Origin of the sequence: Staphylococcus sp. NRL 16/872 (genome assembly GCF_022815905.2) — a bacterium.
In the GTDB taxonomy this organism is placed as follows: Bacteria; Bacillota; Bacilli; order Staphylococcales; family Staphylococcaceae; genus Staphylococcus.
Genome location: NZ_CP119327.1, coordinates 752,586 through 773,578, shown reverse-complemented (window position 1 = coordinate 773,578; position 20,993 = coordinate 752,586). Strand labels below are relative to the sequence as shown.

23 protein-coding genes are annotated in these 20,993 nt (G+C 34.7%); 2 read left to right on the top strand and 21 right to left on the bottom strand.

Annotation, left to right across the window (positions count from 1 at the left end):
• Positions 1-9 precede the first annotated feature (9 nt).
• The 3 genes from MT340_RS03675 to MT340_RS03665 all read right to left on the bottom strand — a co-directional run bounded on the left by MT340_RS03675 (position 10) and on the right by MT340_RS03665 (position 3,769).
• On the bottom strand, positions 10-1,548 hold the full coding sequence (locus MT340_RS03675) for a BCCT family transporter (protein WP_243588827.1): 1,539 nt from the start codon (positions 1,546-1,548) through the stop codon (positions 10-12).
• A 142-nt stretch (positions 1,549-1,690) separates the two neighbouring features.
• A complete protein-coding gene (locus tag MT340_RS03670) occupies positions 1,691-2,704 on the bottom strand; it encodes a zinc-binding alcohol dehydrogenase family protein (RefSeq protein WP_243588826.1) in 1,014 nt (337 codons plus the stop codon).
• Between the two features lie 57 nt (positions 2,705-2,761).
• Positions 2,762-3,769, bottom strand: a complete 1,008-nt coding sequence (locus MT340_RS03665; RefSeq protein ID WP_243588825.1) for an NADP-dependent oxidoreductase — start codon at positions 3,767-3,769, stop codon at positions 2,762-2,764.
• 131 nt (positions 3,770-3,900) lie between these two features.
• On the opposite strand from MT340_RS03665, the gene MT340_RS03660 reads away from it, so the two are divergent.
• Positions 3,901-4,902 (top strand): LLM class flavin-dependent oxidoreductase, encoded by a 1,002-nt coding sequence (locus tag MT340_RS03660; RefSeq protein ID WP_243588824.1) that lies wholly within the window; start codon positions 3,901-3,903, stop codon positions 4,900-4,902.
• A 69-nt stretch (positions 4,903-4,971) separates the two neighbouring features.
• Here MT340_RS03660 and MT340_RS03655 read toward each other — a convergent pair whose 3' ends face one another.
• From MT340_RS03655 to MT340_RS03615, 9 genes are all read right to left on the bottom strand, one after another.
• Positions 4,972-5,826 (bottom strand): alpha/beta hydrolase, encoded by an 855-nt coding sequence (locus MT340_RS03655; RefSeq protein WP_334311115.1) that lies wholly within the window; start codon positions 5,824-5,826, stop codon positions 4,972-4,974.
• 129 nt (positions 5,827-5,955) lie between these two features.
• The gene (lacG, locus tag MT340_RS03650; protein ID WP_243590231.1) at positions 5,956-7,368 is read right to left on the bottom strand and encodes a 6-phospho-beta-galactosidase; all 1,413 of its coding nucleotides are present in this window, start codon (positions 7,366-7,368) and stop codon (positions 5,956-5,958) included.
• A gap of 15 nt (positions 7,369-7,383) precedes the next feature.
• On the bottom strand, positions 7,384-9,123 hold the full coding sequence (locus MT340_RS03645; RefSeq protein ID WP_243590230.1) for a lactose-specific PTS transporter subunit EIIC: 1,740 nt from the start codon (positions 9,121-9,123) through the stop codon (positions 7,384-7,386).
• Between the two features lie 2 nt (positions 9,124-9,125).
• Positions 9,126-9,440 carry a PTS lactose/cellobiose transporter subunit IIA gene (locus tag MT340_RS03640; RefSeq protein WP_103297703.1) on the bottom strand — a complete coding sequence of 105 codons (315 nt, stop codon included), beginning with the start codon at positions 9,438-9,440 and terminating at the stop codon, positions 9,126-9,128.
• An 18-nt stretch (positions 9,441-9,458) separates the two neighbouring features.
• Positions 9,459-10,436: a tagatose-bisphosphate aldolase gene (gene lacD / locus MT340_RS03635; protein ID WP_103366398.1), complete on the bottom strand. Its 978-nt coding sequence runs from the start codon at positions 10,434-10,436 to the stop codon at positions 9,459-9,461.
• A 3-nt stretch (positions 10,437-10,439) separates the two neighbouring features.
• Entirely contained in the window at positions 10,440-11,372 is a 933-nt protein-coding gene (locus MT340_RS03630; protein WP_243588823.1) for a tagatose-6-phosphate kinase, read from the bottom strand.
• A gap of 12 nt (positions 11,373-11,384) precedes the next feature.
• Complete coding sequence (gene lacB, locus MT340_RS03625) at positions 11,385-11,900, bottom strand: galactose-6-phosphate isomerase subunit LacB (RefSeq protein WP_243588822.1); 516 nt, start codon at positions 11,898-11,900, stop codon at positions 11,385-11,387.
• A gap of 16 nt (positions 11,901-11,916) precedes the next feature.
• Positions 11,917-12,345, bottom strand: coding sequence for a galactose-6-phosphate isomerase subunit LacA (lacA, locus tag MT340_RS03620; RefSeq protein WP_243588821.1), 429 nt, complete (start codon positions 12,343-12,345; stop codon positions 11,917-11,919).
• Between the two features lie 248 nt (positions 12,346-12,593).
• Complete coding sequence (locus MT340_RS03615; protein ID WP_103297699.1) at positions 12,594-13,349, bottom strand: DeoR/GlpR family DNA-binding transcription regulator; 756 nt, start codon at positions 13,347-13,349, stop codon at positions 12,594-12,596.
• Between the two features lie 251 nt (positions 13,350-13,600).
• Here MT340_RS03615 and MT340_RS03610 point away from each other — a divergent pair, with 251 nt between their 5' ends.
• Positions 13,601-14,332, top strand: a complete 732-nt coding sequence (locus MT340_RS03610) for an NAD-dependent protein deacylase (protein WP_243588820.1) — start codon at positions 13,601-13,603, stop codon at positions 14,330-14,332.
• Between the two features lie 167 nt (positions 14,333-14,499).
• Here the strand turns inward: MT340_RS03610 and rpsI are convergent, their stop codons facing one another.
• From rpsI to rpsK, 9 genes are all read right to left on the bottom strand, one after another.
• A complete protein-coding gene (rpsI, locus tag MT340_RS03605; RefSeq protein ID WP_011275150.1) occupies positions 14,500-14,892 on the bottom strand; it encodes a 30S ribosomal protein S9 in 393 nt (130 codons plus the stop codon).
• Between the two features lie 19 nt (positions 14,893-14,911).
• Positions 14,912-15,349: a 50S ribosomal protein L13 gene (gene rplM / locus MT340_RS03600; RefSeq protein ID WP_243588818.1), complete on the bottom strand. Its 438-nt coding sequence runs from the start codon at positions 15,347-15,349 to the stop codon at positions 14,912-14,914.
• A gap of 250 nt (positions 15,350-15,599) precedes the next feature.
• Complete coding sequence (truA, locus tag MT340_RS03595; RefSeq protein ID WP_243603589.1) at positions 15,600-16,403, bottom strand: tRNA pseudouridine(38-40) synthase TruA; 804 nt, start codon at positions 16,401-16,403, stop codon at positions 15,600-15,602.
• 4 nt (positions 16,404-16,407) lie between these two features.
• Entirely contained in the window at positions 16,408-17,214 is an 807-nt protein-coding gene (locus tag MT340_RS03590; protein WP_243588817.1) for an energy-coupling factor transporter transmembrane component T family protein, read from the bottom strand.
• Complete coding sequence (locus MT340_RS03585) at positions 17,204-18,067, bottom strand: energy-coupling factor transporter ATPase (RefSeq protein WP_243588816.1); 864 nt, start codon at positions 18,065-18,067, stop codon at positions 17,204-17,206. The genes MT340_RS03590 and MT340_RS03585 overlap by 11 nt, the downstream gene beginning before the upstream one ends.
• Positions 18,064-18,876, bottom strand: a complete 813-nt coding sequence (locus MT340_RS03580) for an energy-coupling factor transporter ATPase (RefSeq protein ID WP_243603588.1) — start codon at positions 18,874-18,876, stop codon at positions 18,064-18,066. The genes MT340_RS03585 and MT340_RS03580 overlap by 4 nt, the downstream gene beginning before the upstream one ends.
• 297 nt (positions 18,877-19,173) lie before the next feature.
• Positions 19,174-19,545 carry a 50S ribosomal protein L17 gene (gene rplQ / locus MT340_RS03575; protein ID WP_011275144.1) on the bottom strand — a complete coding sequence of 124 codons (372 nt, stop codon included), beginning with the start codon at positions 19,543-19,545 and terminating at the stop codon, positions 19,174-19,176.
• Positions 19,546-19,566: 21 nt separating this feature from the next.
• The gene (locus MT340_RS03570; protein WP_002448356.1) at positions 19,567-20,511 is read right to left on the bottom strand and encodes a DNA-directed RNA polymerase subunit alpha; all 945 of its coding nucleotides are present in this window, start codon (positions 20,509-20,511) and stop codon (positions 19,567-19,569) included.
• Between the two features lie 83 nt (positions 20,512-20,594).
• Positions 20,595-20,984 carry a 30S ribosomal protein S11 gene (rpsK, locus tag MT340_RS03565; RefSeq protein ID WP_000101625.1) on the bottom strand — a complete coding sequence of 130 codons (390 nt, stop codon included), beginning with the start codon at positions 20,982-20,984 and terminating at the stop codon, positions 20,595-20,597.
• Positions 20,985-20,993: the final 9 nt, after the last annotated feature.

The following is a 20,993-nucleotide window of genomic DNA, read 5'->3' as shown; positions in this document are numbered from 1 at the left end:
AATTATTTTTTATTTATTTTTTTCTTCAGAACTTTTATATTGTAAAAATTTTTGTTTTGAATGTCTTGGATGATCGTTTGCTAATGATTTAAAGAGTGACCAAATCATAAAAATAATCACTAATGAAAATGGCAATGCAGCAATAATCAGTAAATTTTGTATAGCTTGCGTTCCCCCTGTATAAATCATAATCATCGCAAATAAAGCGAGTATAATACCCCAGCTTACTTTTACAAACGAAGCAGGATTAATTTCCCCTTTAGAACTTAACATACCTAGTACATAAGTTGCTGAGTCAGCTGAAGTAACAAAGAATATCATAATTACTATTAAAGAAACGATACTCAAAATAAATCCTAGCGGATAATGTTGCAATGTCGCAAACGTTGCTGTTTCTGTAGCTTCTTTCGCTATATTTGCAATACCTTTATCTTGTAAATACACTGCTGATGCACCAAAGACTGCAAAGAAGAAGAAACATACCAGTGCTGGCACGAACAATACACCTAAGATAAATTCTTTAATAGTACGACCTCTAGACACACGAGCAATGAAGATACCGACGAACGGTGCCCATGATACCCACCATGCCCAATAGAAGATTGTCCAATTTTGTAACCATTTAAATTTCTCTCCCCCATTCATTGGGATACGTAAACTCATACTAAAGAAATTAAAGATATAGTTACCTAATCCGTTAGTAAAGGTGTTTAATATGTACAATGTTGGGCCTACGATAAATAAACCTAATAAGACAATAAATGCTAATAACATATTTATATTACTTAACGTTTTAATTCCCTTATCAATACCAGACCAAGCCGACCAAGTAAATAACGCAGTAGCTATAATAATTAAGATGACTTGAGTACCAAAATTATTCGGTAAACCAAATAAGAAGTTTAATCCTTCGTTAATTTGAAGTGCACCGAAGCCTAAGGTAGCCGCTACGCCTGTAACTGTTGCTATAACAGCAAGTACGTCTATCGCACCTCCAATTGGGCCTTTCATTCGCTTTTCACCGAAGATAGGGACTAACGTTGCACTCACTAATCCAGCGTATCCTTTATGGAAACTAAAGTAAGCAAAGACTAAAGCGACAATGCCATATACTGCCCATGCGTGCACACCCCAGTGGAAAAATGCAAATTGAAATGCATCATTAATTGCAACTTGAGTGCCTGCTTTATGTATAGGTGTTAATGTGAATGCATGACTAATAGGTTCTGCCGTCGTCCAAAAAACTAAACCAATTCCCATTCCTGCACTAAATAACATCGCAAACCAAGAAGGTAAAGAGAATTCTGGATCTTCTCCTTCTTCCCCGAGCGTAATTGACGCATATCTTGAAAATAAAAGATATACACATATAAAGAAAATCATTAAAACAAGTAGTAAGTAGTACCATGAAAAGTTGACGGCTATAAATGACGTAATATTTTGCGTTACCGTTTCTAACTGTTTCGGCAATAAAGCACCATATAAGACAAACAATGTACAAATGACTAATGCCGTCCAAAATACAACACTAATGGATTTATTTTTCATCCATAAACTCCTTTCTCTAAATTATGATTTAATTTTTGTTGCCATTTCCCAATAATAAAAAATGACGTTTATTATTATTGCCCAATCGCATAATAATAAACGCCAATTTTTCAAATTATTAACTATCTCTTAAAATCAACTTTTACTCTTCAACATTAATGATTAATTTTCCAATCATTGTGCTAGATTCTAACGTTTTATGAGCATTATATAAGTTCTCTACTGTAAGTCCTGAAATAGTGTTAGTAGTTGTAGGTTGGTACGTACCTTGTTCTACCTTTTCAGCAATATCTTTCAAATACGCATGTTGTTGAATCATATCTGTCGTTTGATGCACAGGTCTTGCAAACATAAATTCATGCGTAAAGCTGATATTCTTCGCTTTCAATGCATTTAAATCTTGTTTCTCTTTAAAAGCAACAATCGTCGCAATGTGGCCAAGCGGTTTCACAACCTTAATCATCGTGTCATAATACATATCCGTATCAAACGTGCAAAATACATAGTCTACTGCTTCAATATCATGTTGCTTTAGTTGCGTTGCTAAATCATGTTTGTGATTAAGCACAATGTCAGCGCCCATCTTCTTACTCCACGCTACTGTTTCATCACGTGAGGCTGTAGTAATAACTTGTAGGCCGTATGCTTTAGCAATTTGTGTCGCAATACTTCCGACACCACCAGCACCATTAATAATAAGTAGTGATTTACCTTCATTCTCTTTAGCATTTGTTGAAATGCCAAACGCGTCGAATAGCGTTTCCGAAGCGGTAAGTCCAGTTAATGGTAAGCTCGCCGCTTGTTCAGCAGTTAAATTACTTGGTGCTTTCGCCACGATACGTTCATCAACAACTTGGTAAGTCGCATTTGAACCATGACGATTCGGTGCTCCTGCATAGAATACGCGGTCACCTACTTCAAATAATTCTACTTCCGAACCGATCGCTTCAACTGTTCCTACTGCGTCAAATCCCAACACTCTCGGTGCATTTTCCACTGGAGTGATACGTTGCTTTGTATCTACAGGATTCACACTGATACTTTGAATTTTCACGAGTATGTCGCGCGCGCTCGGTTGCGGCGTTTCAAGTTCATATTCCTTAAATAAATTGCCTTCTTCTAATTTAAATGGTTGTTCAAATCCAATTGCTTTCATTACTTCTTAGCCACCTTTTAATCAATCTACTGTTGCTTTTTGAAAAGGGAAACCAAATTACTCAGCATCTGAAACTTTGACCACTTGCTTACCAAAGTTATCTCCAGTAAACAAGTTACGAAAGGCTTGCGGTAATTTCTCGAATCCTTCTTCAATAGATACTTTAGTTTTAATTTTACCTTCTTGAATCCATTGCGCAAGTTCTTTACCAGCATGTTCGAAATCATCAGCAAATTCTGCCACTAAGAATCCTCGCATCATCGCTTGTTTTTTAATGAGCGTACTTTGAATACGTGGACCTTGGTCATCTTCAGGATGGTTGTAATTTGAAATTGTACCGCATACTGGAATACGCGCATGACGATTAAGATGTTTAAATACTTCATCGCCGATTTCTCCGCCTACATTTTCATAATAAACATCAACACCATTAGGCACTGCGTTAGCTAACGCTTCAGCGAAATCATCTTTCTTATAATCTACTCCAGCGTCAAAGCCAAGTTCTTCTGAAAGATAATTCACTTTCTTATCTCCGCCAGCTATACCGACAACACGCGCGCCTTTCAACTTAGCAATTTGGCCTACGACGGCACCTACAGCACCAGAAGCAGCAGAAACAACTACCGTTTCGTCTGGCTTAGGTTGTCCAATATTTAGTAAACCGTGATAAGCTGTTTGGCCAGTTAAACCTAGTGTACTTAAATATAAATGTAATGGCACATCAGTATTTGAAACTTTATCGACTTTCTCTTCGTTTACTGTATTAATACGTTTCCACGGTAACATTCCTACAACGATGTCACCTTCTTGAAATTGATCAGAGTTAGAATTGATTACTTTACCAACGATATGACTTTCAATAGGTTGACCTATTTCAAATGGTTCTACATATGAATCAGCTTGCGACATTCTACCTCGCATATAAGGGTCTACTGAAATATAGATTGATTCTACTTGAACTTCATTGTCTCCTGGTTCAGCTACCTCGCTATCTTCATATTTAAATGTATCATCTTGTGGCATACCTTTGGGATATTGAGCGAGTAACACTTGTTCATTCTTCATCATCTAAAACTCCTTTCAATATTTGTTTACAGTATAGTACTATGAACAATTTAATCGCAATCATCATGCTTTCCACTTATAATGACACATGATATGGATTAATACTTTTCAAAAAAGGGAGCCTGCTTAATATGAAATTAGGAATCTTAGATTACGTGCCTATATTCGAAGGTCGTTCAGCTCAAGACGCTTTCAATCATAGTGTCGAGTTAGCAACCTTAGCTGATCAACTTGGTTATGAGCGCTATTGGATAGCGGAACATCATCAAGTGCCTTCTGTGGCGTCAAGCGCGCCTGAAATGGTAATGATGATGTTATTAGAGCATACACATCGAATTCATATTGGCAGTGGAGGCGTGATGTTGCCCCACTACAGTGCTTATAAAGTTGCCGAACAATTTAAGATTATGGAAGCACGCCATCCCCATCGTATTGATATGGGACTTGGTCGTTCTCCTAGCTTTAAAAATGTGAACGAGGCACTTAATGAATTTAAAACTGAGAAACCAGAGCTATCGCAACAAATTGATGACTTAATCAAATATTTTACCGATGATACAAAGCAGCCTCACCGCTTCATGTCACTTCAAGCAACACCATTTATTAATAGTTACCCACAACTCTATATTCTAGGAATGAGTGAACGAAGTGCTGAACTCGCTGCTCGAAAAGGGTTACCTTTAGTCATCGCACATATGGGGCAACCGTCGACACAAATAAATAAAGTCATCGCTCATTACCGTAAGCAATTTGGCTTATATAATGAAGAAGCAAGTGACAACAAGCCTTACGTTATTATGGCAACCTTTGTCGTGACTGCAGAAAAATTGACGACGGTTAGCGATTTACTTGATGCGCTTCATTTATGGTTAATGCGCATTAACTATTTAAAACAACCTATGTCTTATCCTTCTATAGAAACTGCACAACAACGTCAATATTCTGAAAGAGAGCTCGCTAAAATTGAAAAAAATAAAAGAAGAATTGTGAGTGGCTTACCTCATGAAGTGGCTGAGCAATTACAGAATATGCAACAAACTTATGACGCAGATGAAATGATGATATTGCCACACGTATTTGGTGAAGAAAATAGACTAGAGTTACTTAAGCAATTAGCTAATGCTTGCTTTTAAGGAATAATAAAAGAGTAGACAACGCCTTGATTTTAATTTCTCGCGTTATCTACTCTTTCTTTTTTACATTTATTTATTCCATAAGAACTTGATTATTTCATTCGCTACTTCTTTATTTTCATGTAGCTCACTATGTTGTGCGGGTTTACCAGTATATTTAGTTTCTTTATAAGATTTAGGACTATCTTGTAATAAATACTTTAATGACTTAGATGAACTATTTGAGACGCGTCCATCTGAATGTGTGCCATCTTGTAAGTCTCCATAAATATTTAAAACTTCGATATTTTTGCCTTTATAAATATCTTTTAATCCTAATAATTCTTTATAATTATCATTCATTTTACTAGGCTTACCATTTTTATCTACGCTAATTTCATTAACTTTTTCATTAAGATTAAGTACGCCATTAAACGTACCAGCAATATTCACTTCTTTTTGAAGTTGTGGTAATTGCTTATCATTACCATAATCTTTCATAAAATAAGCAAATGATAAATTACCCATAGAATGGGCGACAAAGTTATATTTAGTGAAACCATATTGTGCTTTTAATTCAGATAAGACATTTTTAATATTCCTAGCATTTTGATTAACATCACCATTTTTATTATCTTCGAACACTACCTTAACAATAGGATTTTGAGCATTGTCAGAAATAGTACCTTTGAAATGTACGTCACCTTGATTATCTACAGTGGCAACAATGGCGTCTTTAGTTACACCTTTGTTAATCGCTTGTTTCACCATATATTTTTCAGAGTTTTCACTACCACCATATCCATGCATAAACAATGTCACAGTTTGATCTTTAAGTGCTGATGATTTGCGAGAATGTTGTTTTTCAGATTGGCTACAACCTGTAACTAAAACTGTCATTATACATAATGTAAATATGAAATAAATCATTTTTCTTTTTGTCATTAACTTTAACGCCACCTGTTTATTTTTTATTTATAAGTATAAACGAGCTTTGAGATATTTCCATAAATAAATTTAAAGCAACCATCTAATATATGACTTTTATATTAGACGGTTGCCTATAATTAATAATTATTTAATTTCTTTAGTTTTAGCTAATTCTTTGTACCAATAGGCACTTTTCTTAGGATAGCGTTCTTGAGTATCAAAGTCGACATAGAATAAGCCATAACGTTTTTCATAACCATTTGACCATGAGAACACGTCCATTAATGACCAAATGAAATAACCTTTTACGTTTGCGCCATCACGAATAGCATCTGCAATCACTTCTAGATGTTTTTTCACATAATCGATACGTGCATCATCATCAACTGTTTTACGTTCTTCATCAAATACATCTTTGTAACCTAAACCATTTTCAGTTACATAGATTTTATGATAATTAGGGTAGTCTTTTACGACACGCATAATTTGATCGTATAAACCTTGAGGATAAATCATCCAGTCCCAATCAGTACGTGGTACATCAACATCAAATTCACGTTGACCTACACCTTTAAGTTGATATTTAGAACCACCTTTGTCACCAGTTGCGTTATGAGTAATTTCAGATTCGCCTTCATAGCCTTTCATCCAGTCACTCATGTAGTAATTGATACCTAAGAAGTCATTTAAATCTTTAGCTGCATCTAAAATTTTATAGTCTTCTTCAGTTATATCTAATTTACCACCATTTACTGATAAGATGTGTTGTACACCTTCCATTGTTTCGCGAGAGTATTTACCTAAATATGTTGCATCTAGAATGAATTTATTATGGATAATATCTTCTAGTTCTGCTGCTCTAACATCTTCTGGATTAGAAGGATCGAATGGATATTTAGTAGGTAATGCATGTACTACCCCTACTTCACCACTATATCCATTATCTTTAAATAATTTAACTGCACGTGCGTGTGCCACCATCATATTGTAATGAGATTGGAATACTTTTTCGAAATCATATTTAATTCCTGGTGGGAATTTACCAACTAAGTATTGACCATCACCAATTGGTCCAATTTCATTAAATGTAGTCCAATAGTTAACTTCTGAGAATTCTTCGAAGCAGAATTTAGCATAATCTACGAAGTAATCAATTGTTTTGCGGTTTAAGAAGTCACCATCACTATGCAATGTTTCAGGTGTATCAAAGTGATGTAATGTTACGAATGGTTCTACATGACGTTTATGACATTCTTTAAATAAGTTGTGGTAATATTCTACGCCTTTAGGATTTACATCGCCATATCCTTTAGGGAAAATACGTGACCATGCAATTGAAATACGAATACCATTCACGCCAAATTTTTCACTTAATTCTAAATCTACTGGATATCTGTTGTAGAAATCACTAGCTGGTTCAGCTGTATACCAATAATTTTCTTCAAGATAAGTGTCCCATGCTACACGACCTTTTCCATCTGTTTGAGTCGCACCTTCTGCTTGATAAGCTGCTGTCGCACCACCAAAAATAAAATCTTCTGGTAATTTTTTCATTATACTTTCATCTCCTAATTATTTTTCAAATTGTTGTTGAACGAAGTCTAATGCTGCTTTGCCATCTCGTGTTAAGTTGATGTATTCAACACCTTGAGTTTTAGCTAATTTAATACCTAAACGATCAGTATCTTGTTTGATATCTTCATAGTTTGAAGCTACCTGAGGTGCTAAGATAACTAAATGATAATCTTTCATAATATCCATATGTGCACCGTAACCACCAGCTGCTGCTTTAACAGGTACGTTATATTCTTCAGCTGCTTTATTAAGTGCGTTGGCTAATAAACCGCTTGTTCCACCACCAGCACATAATACTAATACATTCGTTTGCTCAGTAATGTTATTTGAAGGTGAAGCTTCGTTTTCATTATCTGCTTGTAATGATGCATCGTCCGCACCAGCAGTTGCTAAAATTGCGTCTGCTTTTTTAGTATCAAAGTTAGCTGCTACTTTTTCTTTTAAGTCATTGTTTGTTACTTTTTTACCTAATTCTTCTTCTAGAATTTGTTCGTCATATACTTTGACGAATGGGTAATAAATAATAACGTCTACTACAATCAAGACAATCGCTAATACGAATGACCAGAATGCAAAACCAGTACCCATCACGATACCTAATGGACCTGGAGTAGTCCAAGGTAAGAAGATACTAAAGCTGTTCATTCCTAGTACATCTACGAAGAATTTAAAGATCCATACGTTTGCAATTGGCGCAAAGATAAATGGAATAAAGAATACAGGGTTTAGCACTAATGGTGCACCGAATAAAATCGGTTCGTTTACACCAAAGAATGTAGGTACTACAGATGCTCTACCAATCGCTTTATTACGTTTCGATTTAGTTAACCACATGAACATAAATGGCACGACTAAAGTTGCACCAGTACCACCCATAGTTACGACGAACATTTGAGTACCAGGTGTGATAACTTTATCTGCATGCTCACCGGCTTGAATTAAATGTAAGTTAGCTTCAAGGTTAGCATACGTAATGGCTGCGATCGCAGGTTCTACAATTGATGGACCATGAATACCTACGAACCAGAAGAATGCAAAGGCACCAAAGATAATTGTTACCCCAACCCATCCATCTGCTGCAGTGAATAATGGTTCGAATATTTTTAAAATACCGTTTGCTACGTTAGTGTGCGCTACGCCTCTAACAATTAAATCTAAACCATAATGAATAACCATAACCGCTGATAACGGGAAGATATCCTTAAAAACTTGGGAAATATTCGGTGGAACTTCTTTAGGCATTTTGATTGTGATATCACGTTTAATAAAGAAGTTATATACGATTACAGTGATAAATGCTGAAAGAAAGGCTGTTAATAAACCTTTAGTTCCCATAAAGGCACTTAAGAATCCACCATCTTTAGCTTGGTCAGCAGCTAAGAATAAGAATCCACACATTGCTGCCATCATTGTTGAAATAAAGTTAATTTGATTTGTTTTTTCGAGTTTTCGGTTAAACGAATCAGTCAATGATTTGGCAGTCGTACCGGCGACAATGAAACCTACAATCCCCATTGTGTAGTTATAAGGTTTCATTAAGATACCTTCCATTGTTTTACTCCATGTGAAGCCAAATACATTCGGTACATATGTTACTAAGATAAAGATACTTGAGAACAAGATAATTGGAATTGCTGCAATAAATCCATCACGAATCGCTCTTAAATAAATATTACGAGATATTTTTTCAAAGAACGGTTTTCCTTTTTCTATCCATGCTATTAACTTATTCATCAGGGTCAACTCCCTCTTCTATATAATTCTATTAGGTGTTTGATTAAATCTTTTAATAATAATGTTGTCATTAAATGGTCTTGACCGTGCATCATAGTCACGCTATACGCAATGTCATCACCTTGCGCTTCTTTAGCTAATAAACTTGTTTGAGCTTTATGCGCATTTGCAATACATTCATTCGCTTCTTCAGCAAGTTGCTCAGCTTTATCTAGTTCACCATTTTTAGCAGCAGTTAAAGCTTCTAATAATTTAGAACGCGCATCGCCAGCGTACGCTACGATTTCAAAACCAAGTAATTGTACTTCTTCTCTATTCATATAGTTAACCTCCTTTAATTATTTAGATTTCCAAGATGTTGCAGTTGTTTCTAACACTTTGTTCAAATCATCAATATTTTTAAATCCAGTAGTGCGTAACCATTCACGAGCTGCTTCTTCGCCTTGTTCGATATAGACTTTTACAGCACCTGACCAAGTTGCACGTCCACAAAGTACACCATTAAATTTAGCGCCAGCTTCATGAGCGAATTTAAGTGTTTCTTGGAATAATTCAGCAGTAACACCTGCACTTAAATAGATATATGGTAAATGTGTAGAAGCTTCTTGATCACGGAAATGTTGTGCCGCTTCTTCTTTGCTATAAACGACTTCTCCATCAGCAAAGCCTTCAACGTAATTCATATTGACTGGTACTTCCACTTTAAGTACATCAACATTAAATCTTTCTTCAGAGAATAATTTCATAGCTTCATTAACTTTACGAGGTTTTACTTTCGCAAATTCAGCACTTTTATTATCCGGAATGTTGTCGTCGTATGTTAGAACTTCTAAGAAGAATGGAATATCTTCTGCTACACACTCAGATCCAATTCTTTCAATATATGCTTTCTTTTGAATGTTGATTTCTTCTGAATCGTCTACATCATAGTAAAGTAAGAATTTAACAGCATTAGCGCCTTGTTCTTTTAAACGTTTCGCAGACCATTCCACTAAGCAGTCGGGTAAACGACCTTTAGCATTTACGTCATAACCTGTTTTTTCATAAGCAAGTAATAAACCACATTCTTTATTACGTGCATCAGAAGCAGGTAAACCATATTCAGGATCTAAAAGAATTGATGATGCATATTGAGTTAATTCTTCAGATACTAGAACTTTTAATTGTTCAATTTGTTCAACAGTTGGTTCTTCTGTTTGATGTTCAGCCATCATTCTTTTTAAAGCGCCACGTTGGTCAAACGCTAAAGCTGAAATAACGCCTTCTTTATTACTTAATTGTTCAATTGATGATAATTTTTGTTGTGATTTAGTCATGAATTACACCTCTATAACTTCAATTTGTTGGAAAATTTCGTCAAATTTATTTACATTGATATGACCAGTTTGACTTTCCATTGCATTTAACATGCCAAATGTATTTGCTTTTCTTAATAAATCCTTATCAGAATCTTGATGAATTAATCCTGACGTAATGCCTGCTACAGTTGAGTCACCAGAACCAACAGGATTTACTACATTAATATTAGGGATATTAACTTTATAGAAAGTTTGATGATGTTTTGCGAAAGCACCGTCGCCACCTAAAGAAACGATAATCCATTCTATACCTTCGAAGATTGGTTGAGTGACCGCTTCTTTCAAACTATCGATATCTGTAGTAACAGTGGTTTGTAATAATTGAGATAATTCATCAATATTTGGTTTTATCACTGTAGGCTTACTTTCGCTCAACAAAACATCCATTAATGATTGATCTGAACTATCAAGAACTGTCGGTATGTGCTGTTGATTAGCTAATTGAATAATTTCTGCATAATAATCTGAATTCAATCCTTTAGGTAAACTTCCTGACATTGCAATTGCATCAGCTTTTCTGAATAAATGGCTTAAATGTGCTTTGAAACCTTTAGCTTCTTCTTCACTAATTGAAGGACCTTGTTCTAATATTTCAGTTTGTTGACCTTCATGTAGGATAGCGATACAGTTTCTTGTTTCACCTTTTATTTGGAAAAATGAATGTTGGATTTTGTTCTCATCAAGTTGATGTTCAATAAACTCACCCAACTGACCACCTAAAAATCCACTAGCTACAACATCTTCGCCAAATTCAGATAACACACGTGTTACATTTAAACCTTTACCTCCAGCAGTTTTACTTGTATTAGTCACTCTGTTGACAGTATCAAGGTTAAAGTGTTCCAAAGGATATGAAATATCTACAGAAGGATTAAGTGTTAATGTTAAAATCATGAGAGTCCACCTTTAATCGTGATATTCACCTTTGTCCCATTTTTCTAAAAATTCATCAAAGAAATGAGGGTCAGCTTGTTTATCATTATGTGCTTCTAAATGTTCGATTTTAGCGATTAATTTTTTATTTTCCTCAGTAGGTTTGTATTCAGCTTTAATGAAAGCATCTACGATATCGAAGATGAATAATTCACCTACGACTTTACCGCCGAAACTTACTACGTTTGCATTTAATTCTTCTTTAGAATATAAAGCAGTAGTCATATCACGAACTAAAGCCGTTCTAACACCGGGTACTTTATTCGCAGCATTACTAATACCTACACCTGTTCCACAAATACATACACCTAAATCCGCTTCTCCACTTGTTACTGCTTCACCAACTTTTTTACCAAAGATTGGGTAGTGTGTTCTTGTGAAATCATATGTTCCAACATCGATGACTTCATGTCCTTGTTCTTTTAAATGTTTAGAAACTGTCATTTTTGTATCTGTAACAATATGATCGCAACCAATAGCTATTTTCATTTTAAAATCCTCCTAATTAACACATTTTATTTAACATATCTACTCTGATTTGATGACGTCCGCCGTCATAGTGACCTTCAACAAATTCTTTTGCGACATTTTGAGCTAATGTATCCCCAACAATTTGTTCACCCATAGTAATCATACGTGCATTATTATGACCACGTGTCATATATGCAGAACGTTCATCAGACACTTCTGCAGCAATCATGCCTTTTACTTTAGTCGCTACTATAAAGCTTCCTGCACCATAGGCATCAATTGCAATTCCTAAATTCTCATCATTTTTTTGAACTTCATGTACGACTGCTAATGTTGAATCAACAAAGTCTAAGTCCTTTCCTTCTGTTACATCAATCACTTCATGATTGTTTTCTTTTAAGAATGCTTTAACAACATCTTTTAGTCTTTTACCAGCTACATCTGAACCAATAATAATTGCCATAGTAATTCTCCTTTTTAAGATGATATCTTTCCACAGCATTATGTTTATTTGTTGTGTGAAAAAGCGCTTTCAAATCTTTACGATTAAATTATAAACATAAACAAACAAATAATCAACAATAAATGTTTGAATATTGTTTGATATTTAGTTGTTTTAAACAAATTAATGTAACTTTGTGTTTAATTAAACTTTTATAAACTAAAAAAATCCTAAGACTGTTTAATTCAAACAATCTTAGGATTTCTGTATTAATAAATCACTTCTGTATGTAATTTTAATTTTGAAACACTCTCTTCATCATCGGTATCAAGAACAACCGCAGTTAAATCTTCTAATTTACACAACTGCGTAAAGTCTTCTTTTCCAATTTTTGAAGAATCAATAAGTAAATATTTTTCAACCGATCGTTCTAATGCGATTTGTTGCGTATAAGCTTCGTCAATGGTAGAAGTAAGTACGTCTGCCTCTTTAATACCGTTACAACTAAAGAACATCTTGCTAAAGCGTTTCGTTTTAAGTAAGGTATTCGTCATTTCGCCAACAAACGATTCAGTAAGCTCTCGCATCTCCCCGCCAAGCAAATACACTTTGAAATCTATAGAACGTTTTTTAAATAATATTTTAAACACTGGGAAACAATTTGTAATGACTGTCAGCGATTGATGTTCCATCACCTCAGCTAGAAATTCAATCGTTGTCCCTGGCCCGAGAAATATAGTGTCGCCTTCTTCAATGAGCTTAACAGCTTTTCGAGCTACAACACGTTTTTCTTCTTTATTTTGAGTATGTTTCTCTTGATGTGACTTCTCCTTAAATTGAAAGACTGAATTACTTCTCGCCCCGCCATGGATTTTAGTCAATAATCCCTTTTCTTCTAATTCAGCTAAATCACGTCGAACCGTCATATCAGATACGTTGAGTTCCTCAACGATTTCATTGGTTCTAACCGTCCCTTTTTGATTTACGAGTTTAGTAATTTCATCTAAACGATCGTATTTATTCATTCAATTCCTCACTTCCCCCAAATGCTAAGTTATTTTTATTTTGAAAATGCCTAATAGTTTTAGACATATAATTTATAAAGATTTTCAGCGCATATTAATTTTATACCATTCAACGATTGAACTCTAATATTTTTGTATCATAACTTTTAATTATGACAGAATTTAATAAAATGTTATTTTAAAATGTGTGTACTATAATATATAAAGTGAAGGTTATTCAGTAAATTAATAATTTTAATGAGGTGACAACTTTGGCTAATAAAATTGAAAAACTTAAAAGAATTATAGATAATTCAAATAAAATTGTCTTTTTCACTGGTGCAGGCGTATCAGTAGCGAGCGGTATCCCTGATTTCCGTTCAATGGGAGGATTATTTGATGAAATTTCAAAAGATGGCTATTCACCAGAATACTTATTAAGTAAAGACCATCTTAATGATAACAAAGAAAGTTTCATTGATTTCTATCATAAACGTTTACTCGTTGCAGATAAAAAACCTAACATCGTCCATGAGTGGATTGCAGAACTTGAAAAAGAAGGAAAGTCATTAGGCGTAATCACTCAAAATATTGATGGCTTACATGAAGATGCAGGAAGTCAAAATATCGATGAAATCCATGGTACATTGAATCGATTTTATTGCATAGAATGTGGTGAAGAATATTCTAAATCATATGTAATGGATCATAAATTAAGATATTGCGAAAAATGTGGTGAAGTTATTCGACCAGATATCGTGTTATACGGTGAAATGTTGGACCAACCTACTGTATTTAAAGCCCTAGATAAAATTCAGAAAGCAGATACTGTCATTGTATTAGGATCATCATTAGTCGTACAACCAGCAGCTGGATTTATTTCAAACTTTACTGGAGATAATTTAGTCATTATTAATCGAGATAAAACGCCTTATGATAGAAAAGCAGACTTAGTCATCCATAATGATATGACAGAAGTCGTCGAAGAAGTATTTAAAAAGTAATAAGATAATTCAAAGGTTAGAGTGTTTAAGAATCTCTAGCTATTATTGCATACAAAAAAGCACTTCTCGAAATTGAGAAGTGCTTTAAACATTTTATTTGAACACAAATTGCTGACGCAATTTGCGTACTGGACTTGTAAGCAAACAAGTTTGCAACAATTCCAGCATTAACGTTTTGAGAATTGTGGAGAACGACGTGCTTTTTTAAGACCTGGTTTTTTACGTTCTTTCATACGTGGGTCACGAGTTAATAAACCTGCACGTTTTAAAGAACCTCTGTATTCAGGATCTGCTTCTAATAATGCACGAGCGATTCCGTGACGGATAGCTTGAGCTTGTCCTGTGAAACCACCACCGTGTACGTTAACTAATACATCATAGTTACCTTTAGTTTCAGTAACGTCAAATGGTTGGTTTAAGTCTAAGATTAATGATTCGAATGGTAAGTACTCACGTACGTCACGTTCGTTTACTGTGATATTACCTTCACCTGGTACTAAACGTACACGTGCTACTGAGTTTTTACGACGGCCTGTACCTCTATATTCAACTTGTGCCAATGTAATTTCCTCCTTTTAATTAACCACGTAACTCGTAGTTTTCTGGTTGTTGTGCAGCGTGTGGGTGTTCAGCGCCACTATATACAAATAATTTTTTACCTTGTTTTTCACCTAAACGTGAACTTGGTAACATACCTTTGATAGAAGTTTCAAGTAAACGTTCTGGGTTATTACGTTTTAACTCACCAGCAGTAACTGATTTGATACCACCTGGGTGGTTAGAGTGACGATAGTAAATTTTATCTGATTCTTTTTTACCAGTTAATTCGATTTTTGAAGCGTTGATGATGATTACATAGTCACCAGTGTCAACGTGTGGTGTATAAGTTACTTTATTTTTACCGCGTAAGATAGATGCTACTTCTGATGATAAACGACCTAATGTTTGGCCTTCAGCATCGATAACATACCATTTGCGCTCTATGTTTGATTCATTTGCCATAAATGTTTGACGCATAATAATTGTCCTCCTAAAAATAAATGCTTCGTCTTAGATTGCAGGTACTCATCGCAGTCGAACCTACGAACGAGGCCTGCAACCTAGTTAATTCTGTTACGATTTCAAAGCGTAAATGTTCATTTATTTTATCCTGTATAATCTGCTTATATATCTTGTAACACAATAAGTTTCCGGGGCTTATCGTGGGATGATATAAAACAATACCGTTAACTATGTTATATTTTTTACTCTTGTTTGTCAATGCAAATTAGTCATTTTGTAACGATTTTTTATAATGAATTTTTATATCGTTTCCAAAGTCGTTGATAAGCTCTTCTGGGGCTAAATATATCTTCTCTAAATACAATCCTTCTGCCGGTGCTGTAAATGGTACATTATTTCGATTTTTCTCTTTTAAAAGTGTTGGAACCTCGTCAGGTTGTCGTTTACCTTTTCCAACTTCAATAAGAAATGCCACTAATACGCGTACCATATTATATAAAAAGCCAGATCCTGTAACGATGTAATCAAAGCCCTTCTCAGTCTTCACTATTTCGCTTTGATATAACGTACGTTCTTTACTTTCTACTTCTGTTTTTTGAGAACAAAATCCTGTGAAATCATGCGTACCAATAAAGTGGTTTGCCGCTTCGTTCATCTTGTCTAAGTCTAAATCATCTTTAATAAAGGTCTTTAAACCACTTTCGAAGGGATTGCGATGCTCAGCTTGATAAACTTTATAGCGATAGCGTTTACCTACACAGTCATAACGGCAATGAAATTCTTCATCAACCTGTTGCACTTTTTTAACATAAATATCGTCAGGTAACGCACTATTCATGGCATACTTCCACTGCCGTGGCGCAATATTTAATTCAGTATCAAAGTGGAAGTACTGTTCATAGGCATGCACACCACGATCTGTACGACTTGAAGGATGAATGCGTACATGACGACGATGCATGCGTTTTAATATTTTTTCAAATTGCTGCTGAACTGTTCGTCCTTGCTGTTGAATTTGAAAGCCTAAAAATTGACTTCCTTGGTACGAAATATTTACTAGAATTCGCACTATATTACACTCCAATGTATTTTAATATAAATAGTACAATAGCTATCGGAACGATGCTCAATAAACAAATTGTGTCTCTTAAGCGCCATTGTAGCTTTCTATAGCTCGTTCTTTTAATATTAGCGTCATATCCACGCACTTCCATTGCAATAGCGAGCTCTTCTGCTCTTTGAAAAGCTGAAATAAACAATGGAATCATTAAAGGTATAAATGCTTTAATACGCGTTGTGAGACTACCTGAACTAATTTCAGAGCCACGTGACTTCTGAGCTAAGATAATTTTGTCTAATTCATCCATTAATGTTGGAATAAATCTTAATGCAATAGACATAATCATGCTTAGTTGATGCACAGGCACTTTAAACCATTTTAGTGGGGTTAATAACTTTTCAAAAGCATCAGTTAAATCAATTGGACTTGTAGACAATGTCATGATTGTCGCAATCATAACGATAGTAATTAAACGTAATGAGATATAAATACCTTCTAATATACCTTCACTATCAATCTTAATAAATCCAAACTCTACTAATCTTGTACCGCCATGGGTAAAGAAGATATGCATTAAAAAAGTAAATATTAAAAAGATAAATATAGGTGTTAACCCTTTAATTAAAAACCAAAATTTAATTTTAGATAACGTCATAATAAATAATATTAATAAAATAATCCAACCAAATGTCGCAAATGAATGAGCGAAGAAGATGAGCACAATGAACATGAAAACAAATGTAATTTTTGCTCTAGGATCTAAATGATGTACCCATGAATCCAGAGGTAGATAGCGTCCAATAATTAACTTATTCTTCATGTTGTTGCCACTCCTGATATAGTTTTACAAATTCTTCTTCTGTTAAAGCAACGTCATTTAGCTCCGTTTGATACTTCTGTTCAAAGTCTTTTTGTAAGCGAACGATATCTGGTAACGCAATATGCCATTCATTTAGTTGCGTTTCATGCTTAAATAACTTTTTCGGAGATATTTGTTCTACTATGCTTCCTTCTTTCATCACAATGATTTCATCAGCGTATTTAGCCACATCATTCATATCATGAGAAACAAGAATAATGGTCTTGTTTTGCTCTAGCTGTATTTTTTTAAATAATTCCATCACTTGGTGACGACTCTTAGGGTCTAGCCCTGCTGTAGGCTCATCCAATATAATAACGTCTGGATTCATTGCTAGTATAGAGACAATCGCAATCTTGCGCATTTGTCCCCCTGACATTTGAAATGGAGACAATGCCATCACATCTCTTGAAAAGCCAAGTTCTATTAATAAATCATATGCACGTGCTTTCACTTCTTCTACATCCATCTTAAAGTTACGTGGACCAAACTCAATTTCTCGTTCTACATTATCCTCAAAAAGTTGAGATTCAGGAAATTGAAATACTAAACCTACCTTTTGACGCAGTGGTCTAATGTGTTTATCTTTAGTTTTACGTGTGATAGTAAGATCGTTAAATTCCACAGATCCTGTCGTTGGCTTTAATAAGCCATTAAAGTGTTGAATTAAAGTAGACTTCCCACTTCCAGTTTGACCTACAATTGCATAATATTTACCTTGTTCTAAAGTAAGATTGATATCTTTTAATGCTTGAAATTCATAAGGTGTCCCTATTTGATACGTATAAGTCACATCATTAAATGTAATCATCATAATTTAGCTACCAACCCTTCGTAGGTAGTATAATTATCTTTGAAGCCTAACAGGTGATTCATTTTCATAGAGAAAGGTAAATCTAATCCAATCTCATTCAATTCATTCGTATCCTTAAAAATTGTTTGAGGCGTGCCTTCTTTAAACACTTGGCCTTCATTCATTACTACCATGTAATCACCTTCCATGGCCTCTGTTAAGTCGTGAGTGATTGAAATAATTGTCACATCTTTTTCTTGCTTCACTTTATGAATAAGTTTAAGAAGCGATTGTTTAGCTGAAGGATCTAACATCGAAGTGGCTTCATCAAGAATAACCACGGAAGGGCTTAACGCTAACACTCCAGCAATCGCTACCCTTTGCTTTTGTCCACCTGATAAAGATTGAGGTTCATAATCATCATAGCTTAACATCCCAACATCTTCTAAAGCCTGCTTTACAATTTCATGCATTGCATCATGAGGAACTGAATGATTTTCAAGCCCAAATGCGACGTCATATTTTACAATCGAACCGACAAATTGGTTCTCAGGATTTTGAAAAACAATCCCAATGTGTTTTCTTATGTCTCTGAGATTGTCTTCCATTACCTTTTGATTATTGAAATAAATATCTCCCTCAGTCGCTGTTTCAATGCCAACTATAAGTTTAGCTAGGGTTGATTTACCTGACCCGTTATGTCCTACAATTGATGTCCATTTGTTTTTAGGGATAGTTAAGGAAACATCTTTAAGCGTGAAGGTTGAATCTCTTTGATATCGAAAACCAACATGCTCAAACTCAATTATATTCTGCTGTTGTACTTTCACTTTGATCCTCCTCCTAAAAACGTAGTTACTATCATATTTTACATGATTACTTGCATTCTGTATATGAGCGAATATGAAAGCATAAATAAAAGAGAGACATGGAAATGATCTATGTCTCTCTTTAAGTAATATATAAAATAAAAAAGCGCGCACCCCATCATATTTTAGTTGAGTTCACGCTTTAGAATAATATTTAATTGATGGGGCACTCTGAGCTAGACAATATTTGTATGTGGCAAACATTATCGTTGCACTCATTTGCTTTAGTATAAGTAGTTAGTGTATTTATATAGAGAATTAATCTACTAATTCGATAATTACTGATTCTGCACCGTCACCACGACGAGGGCCTACTTTAAGGATGCGAGTGTAACCACCTTGACGTTCTGTATAACGTTCAGCAATTTCACCAAATAATTTTTGAAGTGCAGTTTGTGTAGTTTCATCTTCGTTTAAGATTTCAACATTACGTAATGTTTTAGCAGCATTACGACGAGAAGCTAAATCTCCTTTTTTACCTAAAGTGATTAATTTCTCAACAACACTACGAACTTCTTTTGCACGAGCTTCTGTAGTTTCAATACGCTCACTAACGATAAGTGAAGTAGCTAAGTCACGTAACATAGCCTTACGTTGATCAGAAGTACGACCTAATTTTCTGTAACCCATGAGTTGACCTCCTTTAACTTATTAATCTTCTTTTCTTAAACCTAATCCTAAATCTTCTAATTTATATTTAACTTCTTCAAGAGATTTACGACCTAAATTACGCACTTTCATCATATCAGCTTCTGATTTATCAGCTAATTCTTGTACAGAATTGATTCCTGCGCGTTTTAAACAGTTATATGAACGTACTGATAAGTCTAACTCTTCGATAGACATTTCAAGTACTTTTTCTTTTTGGTCTTCTTCTTTTTCAATCATGATTTCAGCATTTTGAGCTTCATCAGTAAGACCAACGAAAATATTTAAATGTTCAGTCATAATTTTAGCAGCTAATGATACTGACTCTTGTGGAGTGATTGAACCGTTAGTCCAAACATCTAAAGTTAATTTATCAAAATCACTACTTTGACCTACACGTGTATTTTCAACTGTATAGTTAACACGTTCTACTGGTGAGTATAGTGAATCAACAGGAATTACACCAATTGGTAAATCACTAGTATTATTTTGTTCTGCTAATGCGTAACCTCTACCCTTATTAGCAACAAGACGAATTTTTAAATGTCCACCTTTAGACACTGTTGCGATTTTAAGTTCTGGATTTAGAACTTCAACATCACTATCATGCGTAATGTCACTTGCAGTTACTTCGCCTTCATCTCTAACATCGATCTCTAATGTTTTATCTTCTTCAGAATAGATTTTAAGCGCTAATTTTTTGATGTTCATAATAATAGTTGAAACATCTTCAACGACATTATCTATAGCTGAAAATTCGTGTAAAACACCTTCGATTTCAATGTACTTAACGGCAGCACCTGGTAATGAAGATAGTAGGATACGACGTAAGGAGTTTCCTAGTGTAGTACCGTAGCCACGTTCAAGTGGTTCAACAACGAACTTACCGAATTTAGCATCTTCACTAATTTCAATTGTCTCAATTCTAGGTTTTTCAATTTCTATCATTTACAAAAATCCTCCTTAATTACGTCGACTTATTTTTTAAACTGTTTCGCTCAGTGACCTGTAACAATAACAATCATTAAAAATTAGACGCGACGACGTTTTGGTGGACGACAACCGTTGTGAGGTACTGGAGTAACGTCTCTGATTGCAGTTACTTCTAAACCAGCTGATTGTAATGCACGAATAGCTGATTCACGACCAGGTCCAGGTCCTTTAACTGTAACTTCAACAGTTTTTAAACCATGTTCCATTGCTGATTTTGAAGCAGTTTCAGAAGCCATTTGAGCTGCGAATGGTGTTGATTTTTTAGATCCTTTGAAACCTAATGCACCTGCTGATGACCAAGATAAAGCATTACCAAATTCATCAGTGATAGTTACGATTGTATTATTGAATGTTGAACGGATGTGAGCTACACCATTTTCAATATTCTTTTTAACTCTACGTTTACGAGATACTTGTTTACGTGCCATTTATATTTT

Coding starts and splice junctions, on each gene's coding strand:
- MT340_RS03675 (WP_243588827.1), bottom strand. CDS start 1,548: ATGAAAAATAAATCCATTAGTGTTGTATTTTGGACGGCATTAGTCATT.
- MT340_RS03670 (WP_243588826.1), bottom strand. CDS start 2,704: ATGAAAGCAATTGGATTTGAACAACCATTTAAATTAGAAGAAGGCAAT.
- MT340_RS03665 (WP_243588825.1), bottom strand. CDS start 3,769: ATGAAGAATGAACAAGTGTTACTCGCTCAATATCCCAAAGGTATGCCA.
- MT340_RS03660 (WP_243588824.1), top strand. CDS start 3,901: ATGAAATTAGGAATCTTAGATTACGTGCCTATATTCGAAGGTCGTTCA.
- MT340_RS03655 (WP_334311115.1), bottom strand. CDS start 5,826: ATGACAAAAAGAAAAATGATTTATTTCATATTTACATTATGTATAATG.
- MT340_RS03640 (WP_103297703.1), bottom strand. CDS start 9,440: ATGAATAGAGAAGAAGTACAATTACTTGGTTTTGAAATCGTAGCGTAC.
- lacD (WP_103366398.1), bottom strand. CDS start 10,436: ATGACTAAATCACAACAAAAATTATCATCAATTGAACAATTAAGTAAT.
- MT340_RS03630 (WP_243588823.1), bottom strand. CDS start 11,372: ATGATTTTAACATTAACACTTAATCCTTCTGTAGATATTTCATATCCT.
- lacB (WP_243588822.1), bottom strand. CDS start 11,900: ATGAAAATAGCTATTGGTTGCGATCATATTGTTACAGATACAAAAATG.
- lacA (WP_243588821.1), bottom strand. CDS start 12,345: ATGGCAATTATTATTGGTTCAGATGTAGCTGGTAAAAGACTAAAAGAT.
- MT340_RS03615 (WP_103297699.1), bottom strand. CDS start 13,349: ATGAATAAATACGATCGTTTAGATGAAATTACTAAACTCGTAAATCAA.
- rplM (WP_243588818.1), bottom strand. CDS start 15,349: ATGCGTCAAACATTTATGGCAAATGAATCAAACATAGAGCGCAAATGG.
- MT340_RS03590 (WP_243588817.1), bottom strand. CDS start 17,214: ATGAAGAATAAGTTAATTATTGGACGCTATCTACCTCTGGATTCATGG.
- MT340_RS03585 (WP_243588816.1), bottom strand. CDS start 18,067: ATGATGATTACATTTAATGATGTGACTTATACGTATCAAATAGGGACA.
- rplQ (WP_011275144.1), bottom strand. CDS start 19,545: ATGGGTTACAGAAAATTAGGTCGTACTTCTGATCAACGTAAGGCTATG.
- MT340_RS03570 (WP_002448356.1), bottom strand. CDS start 20,511: ATGATAGAAATTGAAAAACCTAGAATTGAGACAATTGAAATTAGTGAA.
- rpsK (WP_000101625.1), bottom strand. CDS start 20,984: ATGGCACGTAAACAAGTATCTCGTAAACGTAGAGTTAAAAAGAATATT.